The organism is Pedobacter sp. AC212 (genome assembly GCF_979258625.1).
In genome coordinates, this window is sequence record NZ_OZ409870.1 from 1,803,454 (window position 1) to 1,820,393 (window position 16,940).

General features: G+C 40.3%; 9 protein-coding genes and 2 rRNA genes. 3 read left to right on the forward strand and 8 right to left on the reverse strand.

Going from position 1 to position 16,940, the window contains the following annotated elements; genetic code table 11:
• Positions 1-356: 356 nt before the first annotated feature.
• The 3 genes from ACZZZC_RS07685 (at position 357) to ACZZZC_RS07695 (ending at position 5,139) form a co-directional block, all read left to right on the forward strand.
• A 23S ribosomal RNA gene (locus tag ACZZZC_RS07685) occupies positions 357-3,233 on the forward strand.
• Positions 3,234-3,369: 136 nt separating this feature from the next.
• Positions 3,370-3,481 (forward strand): 5S ribosomal RNA (rrf, locus tag ACZZZC_RS07690).
• Positions 3,482-4,158: 677 nt separating this feature from the next.
• Entirely contained in the window at positions 4,159-5,139 is a 981-nt protein-coding gene (locus ACZZZC_RS07695) for an acyl-ACP desaturase (protein WP_056851446.1), read from the forward strand.
• Between the two features lie 55 nt (positions 5,140-5,194).
• Here the strand turns inward: ACZZZC_RS07695 and ACZZZC_RS07700 are convergent, their stop codons facing one another.
• From ACZZZC_RS07700 to ACZZZC_RS07735, 8 genes are all read right to left on the reverse strand, one after another.
• Entirely contained in the window at positions 5,195-8,566 is a 3,372-nt protein-coding gene (locus ACZZZC_RS07700; protein WP_463486884.1) for a methylmalonyl-CoA mutase family protein, read from the reverse strand.
• 161 nt (positions 8,567-8,727) lie between these two features.
• Positions 8,728-10,386: an alkaline phosphatase PafA gene (pafA, locus tag ACZZZC_RS07705; protein WP_463485540.1), complete on the reverse strand. Its 1,659-nt coding sequence runs from the start codon at positions 10,384-10,386 to the stop codon at positions 8,728-8,730.
• 69 nt (positions 10,387-10,455) lie between these two features.
• The gene (locus ACZZZC_RS07710; protein WP_463485541.1) at positions 10,456-11,700 is read right to left on the reverse strand and encodes a bifunctional folylpolyglutamate synthase/dihydrofolate synthase; all 1,245 of its coding nucleotides are present in this window, start codon (positions 11,698-11,700) and stop codon (positions 10,456-10,458) included.
• 75 nt (positions 11,701-11,775) lie between these two features.
• Positions 11,776-12,609, reverse strand: coding sequence for an energy transducer TonB (locus tag ACZZZC_RS07715; RefSeq protein ID WP_463485542.1), 834 nt, complete (start codon positions 12,607-12,609; stop codon positions 11,776-11,778).
• Complete coding sequence (locus ACZZZC_RS07720) at positions 12,609-13,010, reverse strand: ExbD/TolR family protein (protein ID WP_056851441.1); 402 nt, start codon at positions 13,008-13,010, stop codon at positions 12,609-12,611. Before ACZZZC_RS07720 ends, ACZZZC_RS07715 begins: the two co-directional genes overlap by 1 nt.
• Positions 13,010-13,714, reverse strand: a complete 705-nt coding sequence (locus ACZZZC_RS07725; RefSeq protein WP_056851440.1) for a MotA/TolQ/ExbB proton channel family protein — start codon at positions 13,712-13,714, stop codon at positions 13,010-13,012. Before ACZZZC_RS07725 ends, ACZZZC_RS07720 begins: the two co-directional genes overlap by 1 nt.
• Entirely contained in the window at positions 13,714-15,186 is a 1,473-nt protein-coding gene (locus tag ACZZZC_RS07730; protein ID WP_463485543.1) for an HU domain-containing protein, read from the reverse strand. Before ACZZZC_RS07730 ends, ACZZZC_RS07725 begins: the two co-directional genes overlap by 1 nt.
• Before the next feature lie 54 nt (positions 15,187-15,240).
• Positions 15,241-16,938, reverse strand: coding sequence for a hypothetical protein (locus ACZZZC_RS07735; RefSeq protein ID WP_463485544.1), 1,698 nt, complete (start codon positions 16,936-16,938; stop codon positions 15,241-15,243).
• Between the last annotated feature and the right edge of the window lie 2 nt (positions 16,939-16,940).

Genomic DNA, 16,940 nt, shown 5'->3' on the forward strand with positions numbered 1-16,940 from the left:
TCATTGACAGATTGAAAGAAAGAAAAGAAACGCCATGGGGCACTTGTGATAATCTAAGTACTATATACTGAGTACTAAGGACTACAAGAAACGGTTCGAGACCGCAGTTTTTGACTAACGAAGCTGAAACGGAGCTTAGGTATAGGACGATGAAATCCTAAACCTTTATACCTTCGATCTTCAGCCTTGGTAAAGTTCTTTGACATATTGGAAGAAGTTAAAAAAGAAGAGCAAACAACAATAGGCGACTGTTGTGTTTGTGCTCGCTTAAAGGAATCGCAAGAGACCGCTAAGCATGAGACATCATAACAAGAGCAAAAAAAGCATACCATATGGCGCAAAAGGCATATGAGTAGAAGAAAGTAATAAAGAGTACACGGGGGATGCCTTGGCTCTCAGAGGCGATGAAGGACGTGATAAGCTGCGATAAGCTTCGGGTATTTGCAAATAGGAATTGATCCGAAGATTTCCGAATGGGGCAACCCGGCTGGTTGAAGACCAGTCACATATAATGAGCAAACCTGCCGAACTGAAACATCTAAGTAAGCAGAGGAAGAGAAAATAACAATGATTTCCTGAGTAGTGGCGAGCGAAAGGGAAAGAGCCCAAACCATCCATGTTACGGCATAGGTGGGGTTGTAGGACTGCGACATGGCATTAGCAAACAGAAGTGGAATGGGATGGGAAGCCCAGCGATACACGGTGATAGCCCGGTACACGTATAGAATGCTAGTCTAGCAGTATCCTGAGTACCGCGAGGTCGGAGACGCCTTGTGGGAATCTGCCGGCACCATCCGGTAAGGCTAAATACTCCTGAGAGACCGATAGTGAACCAGTACCGTGAGGGAAAGGTGAAAAGAACCCCGAACAGGGGAGTGAAATAGAACCTGAAACCGTGTACTTACAAGCGGTCGGAGCATCCAAGTGGTGTGACGGCGTGCCTTTTGCATAATGAGCCTACGAGTTACTCCTCTCTGGCAAGGTTAAGTGCTTCAGGCACGGATCCGAAGCGAAAGCGAGTCTGAATAGGGCGTATAGTCAGAGGGGGTAGACGCGAAACCTTGTGATCTACCCATGGACAGGTTGAAGGTGCGGTAACACGTACTGGAGGACCGAACCGATAAACGTTGAAAAGTTTCCGGATGATCTGTGGGTAGGGGTGAAAGGCTAATCAAACTGGGAAATAGCTCGTACTCCCCGAAATGTTTTTAGGAACAGCGTGGATATTAAGTTTCATAGAGGTAGAGCTACTGATTGGGTGCGGGGGAGTCAAATCCTACCAAATCCAGACAAACTCCGAATGCTATGAAATATGATCTGCAGTGAGGCGCGGGGTGCTAAGGTCACGCGCCGAGAGGGAAAGAACCCAGACCATCAGCTAAGGTCCCCAAGTTACAGTTAAGTTGAACTAACGAGGTCCGATTGCACAGACAGCTAGGATGTTGGCTTGGAAGCAGCCATTCATTTAAAGAGTGCGTAACAGCTCACTAGTCGAGCGATCGGGCATGGATAATAAACGGGCATTAAATTGTACACCGAAGCTATGGGATTGAAATATATCGGTAGGGGAGCATTCTAGCGGCAGCGAAGGTATCTGGTAATGGGTGCTGGAGCTTCTAGAAAAGCAAATGTAGGCATAAGTAACGATAAGGCGGGAGAGAAACCCGCCCACCGAAAGGATAAGGTTTCCTGATCAACGCTAATCGGATCAGGGTCAGTCGGGACCTAAGGAGAACCCGAAGGGGAAATTCGATGGACAACTGGTTAATATTCCAGTACTTTTTATAACTGCGATGTGGGGACGGAGTAGTGACACTGCCGCGATCTGACGGAATAGATCGTTAAAGACAGTAGGTAATGGAACGGTAGGCAAATCCGCCGATCTAGCTGAAAGTCGATAGTACCGCAAGCCTTCGGGTGAGTGGATAGCGCAGGTAATCAGACTTCCAAGAAAAACCGCTAAGCTTCAGGTTATAAAAACCCGTACCGCAAACCGACACAGGTATCCGGGAAGAGGATTCTAAGGTGCTCGAGTGAATCATGGCTAAGGAACTCGGCAAAATGGCCCTGTAACTTCGGGAGAAGGGGCGCTGGCAGCAATGTCAGCCGCAGTGAAAAGGCCCAGGCGACTGTTTAACAAAAACACATGGCTTTGCAAAATCGAAAGATGAGGTATAAGGCCTGACACCTGCCCGGTGCTGGAAGGTTAAGAGGGGATGTCATCCGCAAGGAGAAGCATTGAATCGAAGCCCCAGTAAACGGCGGCCGTAACTATAACGGTCCTAAGGTAGCGAAATTCCTTGTCGGGTAAGTTCCGACCTGCACGAATGGTGTAACGATCTGGGCGCTGTCTCAGCCATGAGCTCGGTGAAATTGTGGTCCCGGTGAAGACGCCGGGTACCCGCAACGGGACGGAAAGACCCCATGCACCTTCACTACAATTTAACATTGACATTGGATACAGGATGTGTAGGATAGGTGGGAGGCTTTGAAGCGGCGTCGCTAGGCGTCGTGGAGCCAACGTTGAAATACCACCCTTTCTGTATTCGGTGTCTAATCCCGCCTAGCGGGAGACATTGTTTGATGGGTAGTTTGACTGGGGTGGTCGCCTCCAAAAAGGTAACGGAGGCTTTCAAAGGTAAGCTCAGTACGCTTGGTAACCGTACGCGGAGTGCAATAGCATAAGCTTGCTTGACTGTGAGACATACAGGTCGATCAGGGTCGAAAGACGGATATAGTGATCCGGTGGTTCTGCATGGAAGGGCCATCGCTCAAAGGATAAAAGGTACGCTGGGGATAACAGGCTGATCTCCCCCAAGAGCTCATATCGACGGGGAGGTTTGGCACCTCGATGTCGGCTCGTCACATCCTGGGGCTGGAGAAGGTCCCAAGGGTTCGGCTGTTCGCCGATTAAAGTGGCACGCGAGCTGGGTTCAGAACGTCGCGAGACAGTTCGGTCCCTATCTGTTGTGGGCGTAGGAATTTTGAGTGGGGCTGACCTTAGTACGAGAGGACCGGGTTGGACTAGCCTCTAGTGAATCTGTTGTTCCGCCAGGGGCATTGCAGAGTAGCTACGCTGGGAATAGATAAGCGCTGAAAGCATCTAAGTGCGAAACTAGCCACGAGATGAGAATTCCATATAGGACCGTAGAAGACTACTACGTTGATAGGCTACAGATGTAAAGCTGGCGACAGCACAGTCGAGTAGTACTAATCATCCGAAGCTTTCAAAGCAAACAGACTGTTGTTTGTTCTTCTAACATAACTTCTTTCAATAATATGTCATTTAGTAGTTGGTACTGGGTACTTGGTAGATAGATTAGATGTCTAAATACCAACGACTAAATACTATATACTATTTAAAAACATTTAGGTGCCTATATCGGTGGTGTCCACCTCTTCCCATTCCGAACAGAGAAGTTAAGCCCACCAGAGCCGATGGTACTGCGGTAACACGTGGGAGAGTAGGTCGGTGCCAAATCTTAAAGCCCCAAAAGGGCATTAGCGAGAACCCCGTCAGCAACAGCTGATGGGGTTTCTTCGTTTAAAACGGTTCTGTAATTCAAGGGGAGAAAAGAATAAAGGGCAGGGAACAGAGAGTAACTTTCCTTAAGAAATGCTCCTATTGCTTTCATGGCTACATTAATCTAGATCTGTCTGGAGTTGTTGAACCATATAGGGGATATAGGTCATATAGCTGGATGGATCCGGTTTTTAAGACTTTCTCTGTTTATCAGATAGCAAGGCTCTCGGCATAAAACAGCAGTGTTCATTGCGTTCATGGGTAGATAATCACAGATCTGCCTTGAGTTGTTGAACCATATAGGAATATAGGTCATATAGCTGGGTGGACCCGGTTTTGCATACCTGCGGGAAAGCAGGCCCGAACGATAAAACACCCCCCTGGGTCTGATAAACCTGATGGTACGAAAATCCTTTTTGTACCGCTGCCGCTCAAAGCCAATATACCTTAAACAAAAAGATTGAAGGGACAGCGGGACTGAAGAAGAAATGAAACGGTGATGTTCTTTTCCAAAAACAACTTATCGGCACTTATTTGGAACGATTTTGAAACTGAATCGTTGTAAATGTGTTATTAACATGTAGTTTGCCATAATATTTGGTTATCTTTGACACAACAATATATAAACACAAATAATGAGTTTTTTTGCAGATAAAAGAAGGGAAGTAATGGTGCATATTGAAAAATATATGCTTGATATGATGGAAACCTATCTTAAACCAATTGACACCAATTGGCAACCATCAGATTTTCTTCCTGATTCTACGAGTGAAAACTTTTATCAGGACATCAGGATTTTAAGGGAGAATGCCAAAGATTTATCTTACGATTTAGTTGCAGTTTTAGTTGGTGATACTATCACCGAGGAAGCTTTACCTACTTATGAATCGTGGTTAGCTATGGTTCAGGGGCCAAGTATGAAAGAAGATGGCGGATGGATGAAATGGAACAGACACTGGACCGCTGAAGAAAACCGTCATGGTGACTTATTGAATAAGTATTTGTATTTGTCGGGCAGGGTGGATATGCGCCAGATGGAGATATCTACTCAATATCTGATTGCAGATGGTTTTGATATTGGTACAGGACATGACCCTTATCGTAATTTCATTTATACTTCGTTTCAGGAGTTAGCTACTAATATATCACACAGACGTGTGGCATCTTTGGCTAAAAAAGATGGTGACACTTTGCTTTCTAAGATGTGTGGAACCATTGCATCTGATGAAGCGAGACATGCTAAGGCTTATAAAGACTTCATGAATCGTATTTTTGAAGTTGATCCGAATGAAGCTATGATTGCGTTTGAAGATATGATGCGGAAAAAGATTGTAATGCCAGCTCACTTTTTACGTGAGGTTGGTTTAAAAATTGGACAAACCTTCGGTCATTTTACTGACGCAGCGCAACGTTTAGGTGTTTATACGGCTGTTGACTACGTTGAAATCATGCAATCGCTGATTGAAGATTGGAAAATAGAAGGGATGCGTGATTTAAATGATGCGGGTGAAAAGGCTCGTGATTATATTATGGCTCTACCTTCTCGTTTGTTACGTGTTGCTGAGCGTATGAAAAATCCAACTATGGACTATAAGTTTACCTGGATTGCAGGCTAAACGATATAAATATATTTTTGAAAGGGTTCTTTATTAAGAAGAACCCTTTTTTGTTCTACATGTTTCTGCGGTATTGACCGCCTACTTCATAGAGCGCATTGCTAATTTGACCTAACGAACAAACCTTACATACCTCCATCAGTTGCTCAAAAATGTTCTCTCCTGCAATTGCTGATTTTTGTAACTGTCTAAGCAGCGACGAAGATTTATTTTCGTTTCGATCCTGAAATTTTTGAAGTGCCGCAATTTGATATTGCTTTTCTTCTTCGGTAGCTCTAATTACTTCTCCAGGAACAATAGTAGGAGAACCATTTTTATTCAAAAAAGTATTTACCCCAACTATTGGAAATTCTCCAGTGTGTTTCAAGGTTTCATAGTACAAGCTTTCTTCCTGGATCTTACCACGTTGATACATGGTTTCCATGGCTCCTAAAACTCCGCCACGATCATTAATTCTTTTAAATTCTTGAAGCACGGCATTTTCGACAAGGTCGGTGAGTTCTTCGATAATAAAGGCTCCCTGCAGCGGATTTTCATTTTTTGCCAAGCCCAATTCTCTGTTGATGATGAGCTGAATTGCCATGGCTCTGCGTACTGATTCTTCGGTAGGGGTAGTGATGGCTTCGTCATAAGCATTAGTGTGGAGCGAATTGCAGTTATCGTAAATTGCATAAAGTGCTTGCAAGGTAGTTCTGATATCATTAAAATCGATCTCCTGTGCATGTAATGATCTGCCTGATGTTTGGATATGGTATTTGAGTTTCTGCGACCGATCGTTTCCTTTGTATTTGTTTTTAATCGCTTTCGCCCAGATTCGTCTGGCTACCCTGCCAATAACCGCGTACTCGGGATCGATTCCATTAGAGAAAAAGAAAGATAAGTTCGGCGCAAATTCATCGATATGCATGCCTCTGCTCAAATAATATTCAACAAATGTAAAACCATTACTTAAGGTAAAAGCAAGCTGTGAAATTGGATTTGCTCCAGCTTCGGCAATATGATAACCTGAAATTGACACGGAATAAAAATTTCTTACCTTTTCATCAATGAAATATTTTTGAATGTCTCCCATCATTCTCAAAGCGAATTCGGTAGAAAATATGCAGGTATTTTGAGCCTGATCTTCTTTAAGGATATCAGCCTGTACAGTTCCACGCACAGCACTGATGGCCTTTGCTTTAATTTGTGCATAAACGTCAGCTGGCAATACTTCATCGCCAGTTACACCAAGTAGCATTAAGCCAAGACCATTGTTACCCGTTGGTAAGTCGCTGTTATACTTTGGTCTTTCTGAATTACTATTTTTAAAGATTTCCTGTATTTTTTGTTCTACTTCAGCTTCCAAACCGTTTTCGATAATGTATTTTTCACATTGCTGATCTATCGCAGCGTTCATGAAAAATCCTAATAACATGGGGGCAGGGCCATTGATTGTCATTGAAACCGATGTAGACGGTGCACAAAGGTCGAAACCTGAATACAGTTTCTTGGCATCGTCTATGGTTGCGATACTTACACCTGAATTACCAATTTTGCCATAAATATCTGGTCTAATATGAGGATCCTCACCATATAAAGTTACAGAATCGAATGCTGTAGACAAGCGATGAGCCGGTTGTCCGAGTGATACATAATGAAAACGTTTGTTGGTTCTTTCAGGACCACCCTCGCCGGCGAACATTCTTGTCGGGTCTTCGCCTTCACGTTTAAGCGGAAATACGCCTGCGGCATAAGGAAATTCACCTGGAAGATTCTCTGTTAACAGCCATCTTAACACGTCTCCCCAATCCTCATAACGCGGAAGTGAAACCTTTGGGATTTGTAATTTAGACAGGGACTCATAAAACAGGGGCTGCCTAATTTCTTTATCACGAACTTTATAAATAAAATACTCCTCTTTATAAGCTCGTTTGGTATCAGGCCATTGACGCAACAGCCGTTTACAATCACCGTCTAACTGTTCTTCAAAAAAAGTATAAGCATTTTCTAAACCGCTGCCCAGCCCTAAAGATTCATTTTCAACAGCCAAATCGATTACGCCTTTAAGCTGATACATCTTTCTTGCTATACCAACCTGTTTATCAACCCACTCGTTATACATTTGGCTTGATTCTGCTATTTCTGCTAAATAACGGATCCGATCAGGTGGAATGATGTAGATTTTCTCCGACTGATCTGAAGTTAATTCCATTTTTGCCTTGAAATCTGTATATGTTTTGACTCTAATTTTGTCCATCAAGGCCACAAATAAGTTGTTCATCCCAGGGTCGTTGAATTGGGAAGCCATGGTTCCGTAAACGGGAATCTCTTCATCCTTCGCATCAAAAATATTGTGGTTGCGTTTATATTGTTTTCTTACATCGCGAAGTGCATCCAAGGCACCACGTTTATCGAATTTATTGATGGCAACGAGGTCAGCAAAATCGAGCATATCGATTTTTTCGAGCTGTGTAGCTGCACCAAATTCAGGTGTCATCACATATAGAGAAACATCACAGTGTTCTGTAATTTCTGTATCAGACTGGCCAATTCCGGAAGTCTCTACAATAATAAGGTCGTAACCAGCAGCTTTGCAAATGTCTATACTTTCCTGTACATTTATTGATAATGCAAGGTTTGCTTGTCGGGTTGCAAGCGACCTCATATAAACTCTCGGATTATTGATTGCATTCATTCGGATACGATCTCCGAGAAGGGCACCACCGGTTTTCCTTTTCGAAGGATCAACGGAAATAATCGCAAGGGTTTTATCTGGCACTTCAACCAAAAATCTACGTACCAGTTCATCTACCAGCGACGACTTTCCAGCACCACCCGTTCCGGTTATTCCGAGAATAGGAGCATTGTTGTTTAGCGATAATTTTTTTAGTTCGTTAACAAATTCCTGAGCCCCTTCGGGATCATTTTCGGCTACGGTTATTGCTCCAGCAATTGCTGTGATCTCTTTATTCGGAATCGTTTTTAGTTCATCTGTGATTTCTGCCTTGGTTACAAAGTCTGTTTTGATCAACATATCATTGATCATTCCCTGCAATCCCATCTTTCTTCCATCATCAGGCGAATAGATTTTAGAGATTCCATAGGATTCCAATTCTTCAATTTCTGTGGGTAAGATTACCCCACCTCCGCCTGCAAATATCTTGATATGACCAGATCCACGTTCCTGCAACAGATCATACATATATTTAAAATATTCGATATGCCCGCCTTGATACGATGTCATTGCAATTCCCTGAACGTCTTCTTGAATAGCACAGTTTACCACTTCATCAACTGAGCGATTATGACCAAGGTGAATTACTTCGGCCCCGGATGACTGTAAAATTCGACGCATGATATTTATGGTTGCATCATGACCATCAAAAAGGGAAGCGGCAGTGACAAAACGAATTTTATTTTTTGGCTTGTATATTTCTACTTGTTGCATACTATAGGATTTAAGATCTCACAAAATGAAATTCTGCAATGCTTATTGAGACTATATTTGGATGAACAAATGTAGCAAATCCTTGCAATTTGATGCTTGTATAATGGTATTGATACTCTTTATAAACAACGAAGCCAACTAAATCTAGTTGGCTTCGTTGTTTATTTATTGGTGATTTCTGTGATGGGTTCACCTACGGTGCCATTTGGCATTTGAATATGGAGCAACGCAGCTAAGGTCGGTGCTATATCTGTCATGTAATGGGTTTTATTCGTTGCGCCAGGTTTAATTCCCCAGCCCATAAATACCAAGGGAATGTGCGCATCGTAAGGATTCCAATTGCCGTGAGTTGTACCTGTGCTGCTTCCATTAAACCAGTTTGGATTTAAAATATAGTATAAATCGCCACTTCTGCGAGCATTATAACCATTTGTGATCATTCTTTTCTGAACTTCAGGTAGCGTTGCTAAGGAAACTCTTGAAACATCAACTACGTTTGCAAAACCCTCCAATCGTTTCAAAAATTCGATTGAAGCGGCTTTAATCACATCGAAACTCACATTTCCATTATCGGTTTTATCGTGATCGAAATGGATTTGATTATTCATTGATTTTAAAACTACATTGTTAACCTTGAATTTTTCATTTAGAAAAGCATTCAATTTAAAAACAATATCTCTATCACTTACGATACCTGCCGGAAGTTTATTTTCTTTCATAAAGGCTGGAACGTGTGCAACCGCATGATCGGCACTTAAAAATAGGGTGTAATTCCCTTTACCCACTTTTTTATCTAAATAATTGAAAAAGTCTTCAAAATCTTTGTCTAAACGTAAATAGGTATCTTCAAGTTCTACAGAATTTGGTCCGTAAGCATGGCCAACATAATCTGTTGATGAACAACTTACCGCAAGGAAATCAGTAATATTATCTTGTCCCAAATCTTCTGATAAAATTGCAAGTTTTGCTAGATCTAAAGTAATGGTGTTACCGTATGGGGTACTTCTAATAGCATCAAAGTTTTTATCAATGTTTTGAGTTAAGAGATGTGGAAACACACTGCTTTTGCCTTCGTAAGCTTTTTCATCAGCTGTGCTGTTTGTGTAGGTGTTAATTGGATATAATGTTTCCCAATTTTTTGCATAAAATTTATTTGCAAGCTTCATCTTATTATAATCAGCAATCCACATCGGAACCTCCTTCATATAATAACTGCTTGTAATCCAGTTGCCAGTGCTACCCTGATACCAATAAGCTGCATTTGCTGCATGACCAGCTGGTAGGATCGAACCTCTATCTTTTAAAGAGATCCCTATAACTTTTCCTTTGAAGTTTGTTGCTAATCTTAATTCATCAGTTATGGTTGTGGTAAGCATGTTTTTAGGTGACATGTTACCTTCAGGAGAAGGGCTGCTTCCAACGGTTACAACCGTAGAATCTTCGGTACAATACACGTTTTTCTTAGTTTCTGAATCGTACCAATCATTACCGATAATTCCATGAACTGCTGGAACTGAACCGGTATAAATGGTGGTATGACCAACAGCGGTGTAAGTTGGTGTGTATGGAATCAGCGTATTTTCAACCGAAAAACCTTCGTTTATTAGTCTTTTAAAACCACCATTTGAATAACGATTATAAAAGCGATATAAATAATCCCATCTCATTTGATCGACCACTAAACCCACCACTAATTTTGGGCGAGCAATTTCGCTAGGGAAAGCTTTAGCTGTATTGGCCGTGGCTTTTTTTGCCTGAGCATTTGCTGTTGTAAAGGAAAAAATAGATAGGGAAATAAGTAAATAAGAAATTTTCTTCATTCTGTTTTTAGTTAAAAGACTAAAGTAACACTTTTCAAATGAAGAAATTTTGAAGATTATGTAAAGATTTTATAACGCTTCGGCAACAACGAATGTGCTACCGCCAATAAACACCAAATCGTTTTTTTTAGCATTTTTGACAGCTGTTTCCTTAGCTTGAACAACCGATGGATAATCATTTCCAATTAGTGAATAAGTTAGTGCTTGCGCTTTAAGTTCAGTAGCATTCATAGCCCTTTCCAGATCGGGTTTGCAAAAGTAATAGGTTGCATTTTTTGGCATCATGGAAAGTACCTTTGAAATATCCTTGTCTTTTACCATGCCGAAAACAATGTGTAAATTTTCGAATGGTGTTTGGTTAATGTTCTTTATCACTTCAGCAATTCCAGCTTCGTTGTGGCCGGTATCGCAAATAACCAATGGGTTTTTAGATAGAGTTTGCCAGCGGCCCTGTAAAGCTGTTAACTTTTTAACTTGCTTTAATCCATTATAAATACTCTTATCAGATATTTTGAAAGTAGATAACTCATTCAGAATTTCAATGGCTTGTAAAACAGTTAAAATATTTTTTTGTTGATAAGTGCCCGTTAAATCCGTTATCAAATTCTTAAATCTGATCTGATGATTTTGATCAATATTTAGCGATAATTTCGTGTTTACGATCTTAAAATCCTTAACAACCATTTGTGCATCGGCGAAAACAATTGATGCATTCATTTCCTTTGCTTTTTGTTGGAAAACAACTGCAGACTTCGGCTGGGTTTCGCCAATAATTACCGGCGTATTCCTTTTGATAATGCCAGCTTTTTCTCCAGCAATCTCTTCTATGGTATTGCCCAGCATATTGGTGTGGTCCATGCTGATGTTGGTAATAACCGAAAGCTCTGGTTGAATGATGTTGGTTGAGTCCAACCTGCCCCCCAAACCAACCTCAATAACCGCAATATCTACTTTATGTTTTGCAAAATGATCAAAAGCCAGTGCAACAGTGACTTCGAAAAAAGATGGTTCTACTTCGTTTATCAACTTTTGTTGATTTTTTACGAAGGAAACCACTTCCGTTTTACTAATCATTTTTCCATTGATGCGGATACGCTCGCGAAAATCTTTTAAATGAGGGGAGGTATACAAACCAGTTTTATAACCTTCGGCTTGTAAAATTGCCGCAAGCATGTGCGAGGTAGACCCTTTTCCGTTTGTACCGGCAACATGTATGCTCTTGAATTTATCCTGCGGATTATCAAGAGCATTGCAAAATATGATGGTATTAGTGAGGTCTTTTTTAAAAGCAGAAGCCCCCACACGTGTAAACATTGGGAGTTTGCTATATAAATAATCAAGCGTTTGCTGGTAATTCACCTCAGATGCTGAATTATAGTAATAGTTGTTTTAGTTAACTTTAAAGTTGAAGACCACCACTCCGGTTTGATTATCTCCGCCTACGCCAGAACTTGTTAAAGATGAGTTTTTTACCGCTTGAACACATTTCTCAACCAGTTCTCTATCGGTTATAGTAGACCCTTTCAGTTCTTGTCTGGCATCTGTAATTCTTCCAGATTTATTGAAATAGATCCTAATAGCAATCCTCCCTCTCACTTGTCCATCATCTTTCGGAATGACCAGGTTTGAAAAACGTCGAAGTTCAATAGGCTTGTTTCCATAACCAGATCCTCCTTCACCATAATTCGGTGCTAAGGGATCACCATTAACTGATCCCTGGTTTCCAGCTGTGCTGCCGGTTCCATCTCCCTGACCCTGACCCGTATTTTTTTTGCCCTTATAAAGCGCATTTTGATTGATAACTGGTTTCGAAGGTTTATCTTCTGTAACGGTAGTCGGCGCTGTGTTGGTTGTTTTTGTAGGTTTTGTATTTACCGCAATAGCATCTTCCGTATTCTGAGTTTGAACTTCCTTATCAGAATTTTCTGTAGTTGTTGTCGGAGTAACTTTTTCTTCGGGTGTTACTTTATCTGGTGCTTTTCCATTTGCATTTGGATCAGCGGAAGGCTCCTCGATGCTCGTGTAATCATCGCCCATCCCCTCGGCAGAAGTACCATAGTTAACCACCATACCACCCATGCCTAAATCTTCAGGTGGTTGAAAGGAATTAATTACAATAAAAAAGCTAATCAACAATAAAAACCCCATTATCCCACTGGCAATAGCTACAGCCTTCGGATAATTGTTTTCTTCGTTATTTATATTTTGTGCTTTGTAATCCATTATTTTTTAGGCTCAACAGCCACAACAAGCTTCAATTTTAACTTATTTGCTATATCATTAACAACAAAACCATCTTGATAAGTAACGTTACGAGATACATATAAAAGGATGGTCATATCTGGAGCCAGTTTTTGGTAAGCGGCTAAAGTTGGCTCCAATTGCTCCATTGTAACTGGTTTCTTATCAACGGAATATTTTAAATTTTCGTCTATAGTAACTGTAACTGCTTTTTTAGCAGTAGATTGCTGCCCGCTTGACGACTGCGGCAACAACAATTTTACTACAGTTGGGTTAACCACTGCAGATGCCAAAAGGAAGAACAGCATCAGGAAGAACATAATATCGTTCAACGCTGAAGTGTGTACTTCTACTGACCCTTTTGTTCTTTTGCGTAAGTTCATTATTTACCTGGCTCTTCTAATAAATCAATAAAGTCAATTGCATCCGTTTCCATTTTTAGGATGATTTTTTCTACCATGATATTTAGAATATGGTAAAGTACGTAAGCGATAATACCAATGATTAAACCTGTTGCTGAAGTGATCATTTTAGTATACAAACCACCAGAAATAGTTCCAATTTCAATAGCACCTTTAATGGATACCTGATGGAAAATTGTAATTACCCCAACAATGGTACCTACGAAACCCAACATCGGAGCGATACCTGCAACAATACCTAGGATACTGATATTTTTTTCAAGTTTAGCAACCTCTAGTTTACCAACATTTTCAATAGCACCTTCGATTTCTTTAATTGGGCGGCCAATGCGTTTTAAGCCTTTTTGCAACATGCGACTAAGAGGGGAGTTGTTGTTTCTTAACAGCGACATTGCCCCATCTAAATTTCCAGATTGAATATATGATCTGATTTGTCCCATTAAATTCGACTCATCTTTCGTGGCCTTTTTGATGGTTAAATAACGTTCAACAAATATGATTAAGGCTAAAAAGGCTAATAATGCCAAAGGCAGCATCACCCATCCACCTTTAAAAAGCAGATCGATGAAATGTAATTCTGGCTCTGGTTGCGTTAGTGCCTGGTTAACTGCATTCGCTGTATCTTGAAGTGCTTGTGTGGTGTCTTGAATTAATAAAGTTATCATTATGGTTGTGTGTTGTTTTTTATTTCTTTAACGTAAAATCCTGTTCCTTTTAATCGTTTTTGTAGAATTTCTTTTTGCTTTTCTGCCTCCTCTTTAGTGGGGAAACTCGCAATACTTACCTTTTTTCTTCTGCCTTCCATTTTTGCGATAGTTGCATTAAGGCCAATTTTTTTTACTTTTTCAATGTATCTTAATGCTGCTGCTTCTGTTTCGTAAGAAACCGCTATTACATGAAACATTGATTTCTCTGTAGCCAACGGAGCATTGGATGGAGTAGGACCCACTTTTTTTAGCGCTGAAGAATCAACTTTTGGCGTAGCAATTTGATTCGCTTTTAAAGTACTGTCTGTTTTAGCTATCGAATCTTGTTTTGCCTTTGCAGTATCTATTTGTGTTTTTGGTGAATCTGGCACAACTGCAGGTGTGGTAGTTTGTAACGCAGCCTGCTGTTTAAACAAATCTGGTTTGGCAAAATAGATGATCACTCCAATCAACAGAATTCCGAAAATGATGAGGAGCACTTTTAGCCAAATAGATCTTTTTTCTTCCTCGAATGTTTCTTGAACAATCGGATCGTGACCAAATCGGTTTGGATGCTCGGCATGTTGCTCTTTAATAAACTCAGGCGCTTCAATTACAGGCTCATCTTTTGCAGTTTCATCTTCCAGATTGATATAAGTTTTTTCCTCTTCGCTTTCTGGAGTGTGCCCGAAACGGTTTGGATGTTCTTCATGTTGTTGAACAATACTTTCCGGCACTTCGATTTCCTCGGGTGTCAAAGCCCTTACGGCCTCCTCATTTTCTGGCGTATGGCCAAATCTGTTTGGATGTTCGGTATGCTGTTCTTTTATAAAATCTGGCGCATCAGTAACTTCTTCGCCTGATTTTGTAGTGTGCTTTAAAGTATTGCGCAAATCATCTTCTACTTCATCCAATTTTACATTTTCAATAATAGGATGTATATGGGCTGTTTCTTTAGGCTGAACAGGTGCATTTGGTGCTTCGGCTATTTCATCATATACCTCATCATCTTTGTCAGTGGCATCCGTTTGCTGTTGATCTGAAATGATTTCAGGCAATGCGGGTAGACCATAAAATTCTGATCCGTAGTTTATATTTTTAGCCGCATCAAAGCTTAGACCTTCGTGCTCTGTGAAATATAATCGACCCAAATTCTCAAGATCAGCCTCATGTTCTACTTCCAGTTTTTGGTTCACTTCATCTACAAATTGCGAAATGTAATAAGATGAACTCTCGGCTGAAATATTTCTTTCAGAAGCAATAAAATTGGTTAGGGCCTCATCATTTTTTACATCAGATGTAAATGCCAGAGCATAACTTGGTGGTAAAAATGATTGTTTTTCCTTATCGTACCTGCCTGGAAACTTCTTTTTATAGAAGGTGCCCAAGCCGGTAATGCCAACTTCTTTGCGCTGTTGCAAAAGTTCCAAAAGGTATGATAAGATATCCATTCCGGTAAAATTAAGCGTTTTTTCTAAACCTACGCAATAATTAATCTAATGTATTTAAAATGAATAAGTTAGTCCGCCGAAAACATTTAACCCGTTAACCTGATAATATAAAAAGCGGTTATATTTCGAATTCAACAGGTTATTGGCTTTTGCAAAAACAGAAAATTTGTTGTTGATGCGATAATCTGCACCGATGCCCAAATCTACAAATCCTTTAACTGTTTCTATACGTTCGATGCTGGTATTTGGCACCAAATACTGTAGTGGATTTACTGGTTGTTGAACATTAACTTTCGCTTTTACATCATCTTGCATTACCACAGCTGCATTAAAACTCAGCTTTTTATTATAAGTATAAACGAAGTTTGAGCTAACCTTTAATCCTGGTTTAAACCACGAATAAGTTTCTTGAGCAGGCTTCCAATCATCAATATTTAACTTTCCAGTCCACTTTAATGCATCGCTTACCTGGATTGAGATTTCACCTTCTAAGCCAGTCAATTTCGTTTTGCCAAAATCATAAATGACATCAAACTTGTTAAAATTATCGAAGTTATTAATGAATAAAGGAAGATCGTCAAACTGCTTCATATAAAAACGGGCCTTGTAGCCAAAGCCTGGTCCACCAGTTCCTTTAATTCCCGCACTAATGCTTAACTTTTCAACCGTATTTTTAATCAAGATATTGCTATTCAACCATGGATTTTCATCTGTTAAGCCTTTCATTGAGTTTCTGTTTACATCACCCTTAACTTCTCCGAAAACCTGTAAGTAATCAGGTACGAGGGTGAAATCAGCAGTTACTGCCGGGAAAATTCTTGAACTGCTGAATGCACCGAATTCCTGAACGAAATTAATTCCTGCCGTAACTTTTGCTCCTTTAACCTGCAAACGGATATAAGGATTTAGGCGGAGTAAGTTATTTCCTACGCTTGTTAGTGCGTCTTTGGTATTCCCAAATTCTGTAGATGCTGCCAAACCTAAATTAAATGAACTGATTCTTTTGTTTAGGTATCCATTTAGTGAAAGATAACTTTCTTTGGCGCTAAAACGGTCATTCCATAAATAAGCATTAGCTTTCACCGCATAACTCAATGCGTCCTCATCTTCGGTGAAGTTTTTAACCAACTCACCCTCTAATTCTAAAAGCGTTAAAGCTTGTTTGTCAGGGTTTGGATTTAAGGTTGGGTTTGCATTATCCAAGCCGTAAAAGTAGGTGCCATTTCTTTCAAAATTTAAACGTCCACTTACTGTATTTTCCTCTAAAATACTACGGCCAAAAATGCTTAATTGTTGTTGACTGCTGTTCTGTTTGTTTAATTTACCTTCCTGGCTAAAATGTTTGAAATAACCGCCAAGCTGTAAACCTTCATCTTTTCCAGTATTAAAGTAAGCTTCGCCTAATAATGTAGAAAGTGAACCAAATGCGCCTTTTACATAGTTATTTACTAAAATACTTGCCTTCTCTTCTGCAAGCTGCTGCGCTTGTAATTTTTGAATATCGCTGTTTAGCTCTAACTTTTTGTCTGTTACGCTGTAATTTAATTTCGCTTTATAAGTTTTTACGTCATCCAAATTCGGACTTCTTCTCAGTTTAACGGCTTCAGCCAAAATAGGTTTGTAAGGGCGAACAACTTCAATTTCCTCACTCACTACGGCCTTTTCTTCAGCTTTCTTTTCCTGTGCCTGGACAGTTGTTAAACCAGCAGCAGCAAAAAACAGCAAACTATATATATATTTAATCGACTTCATAA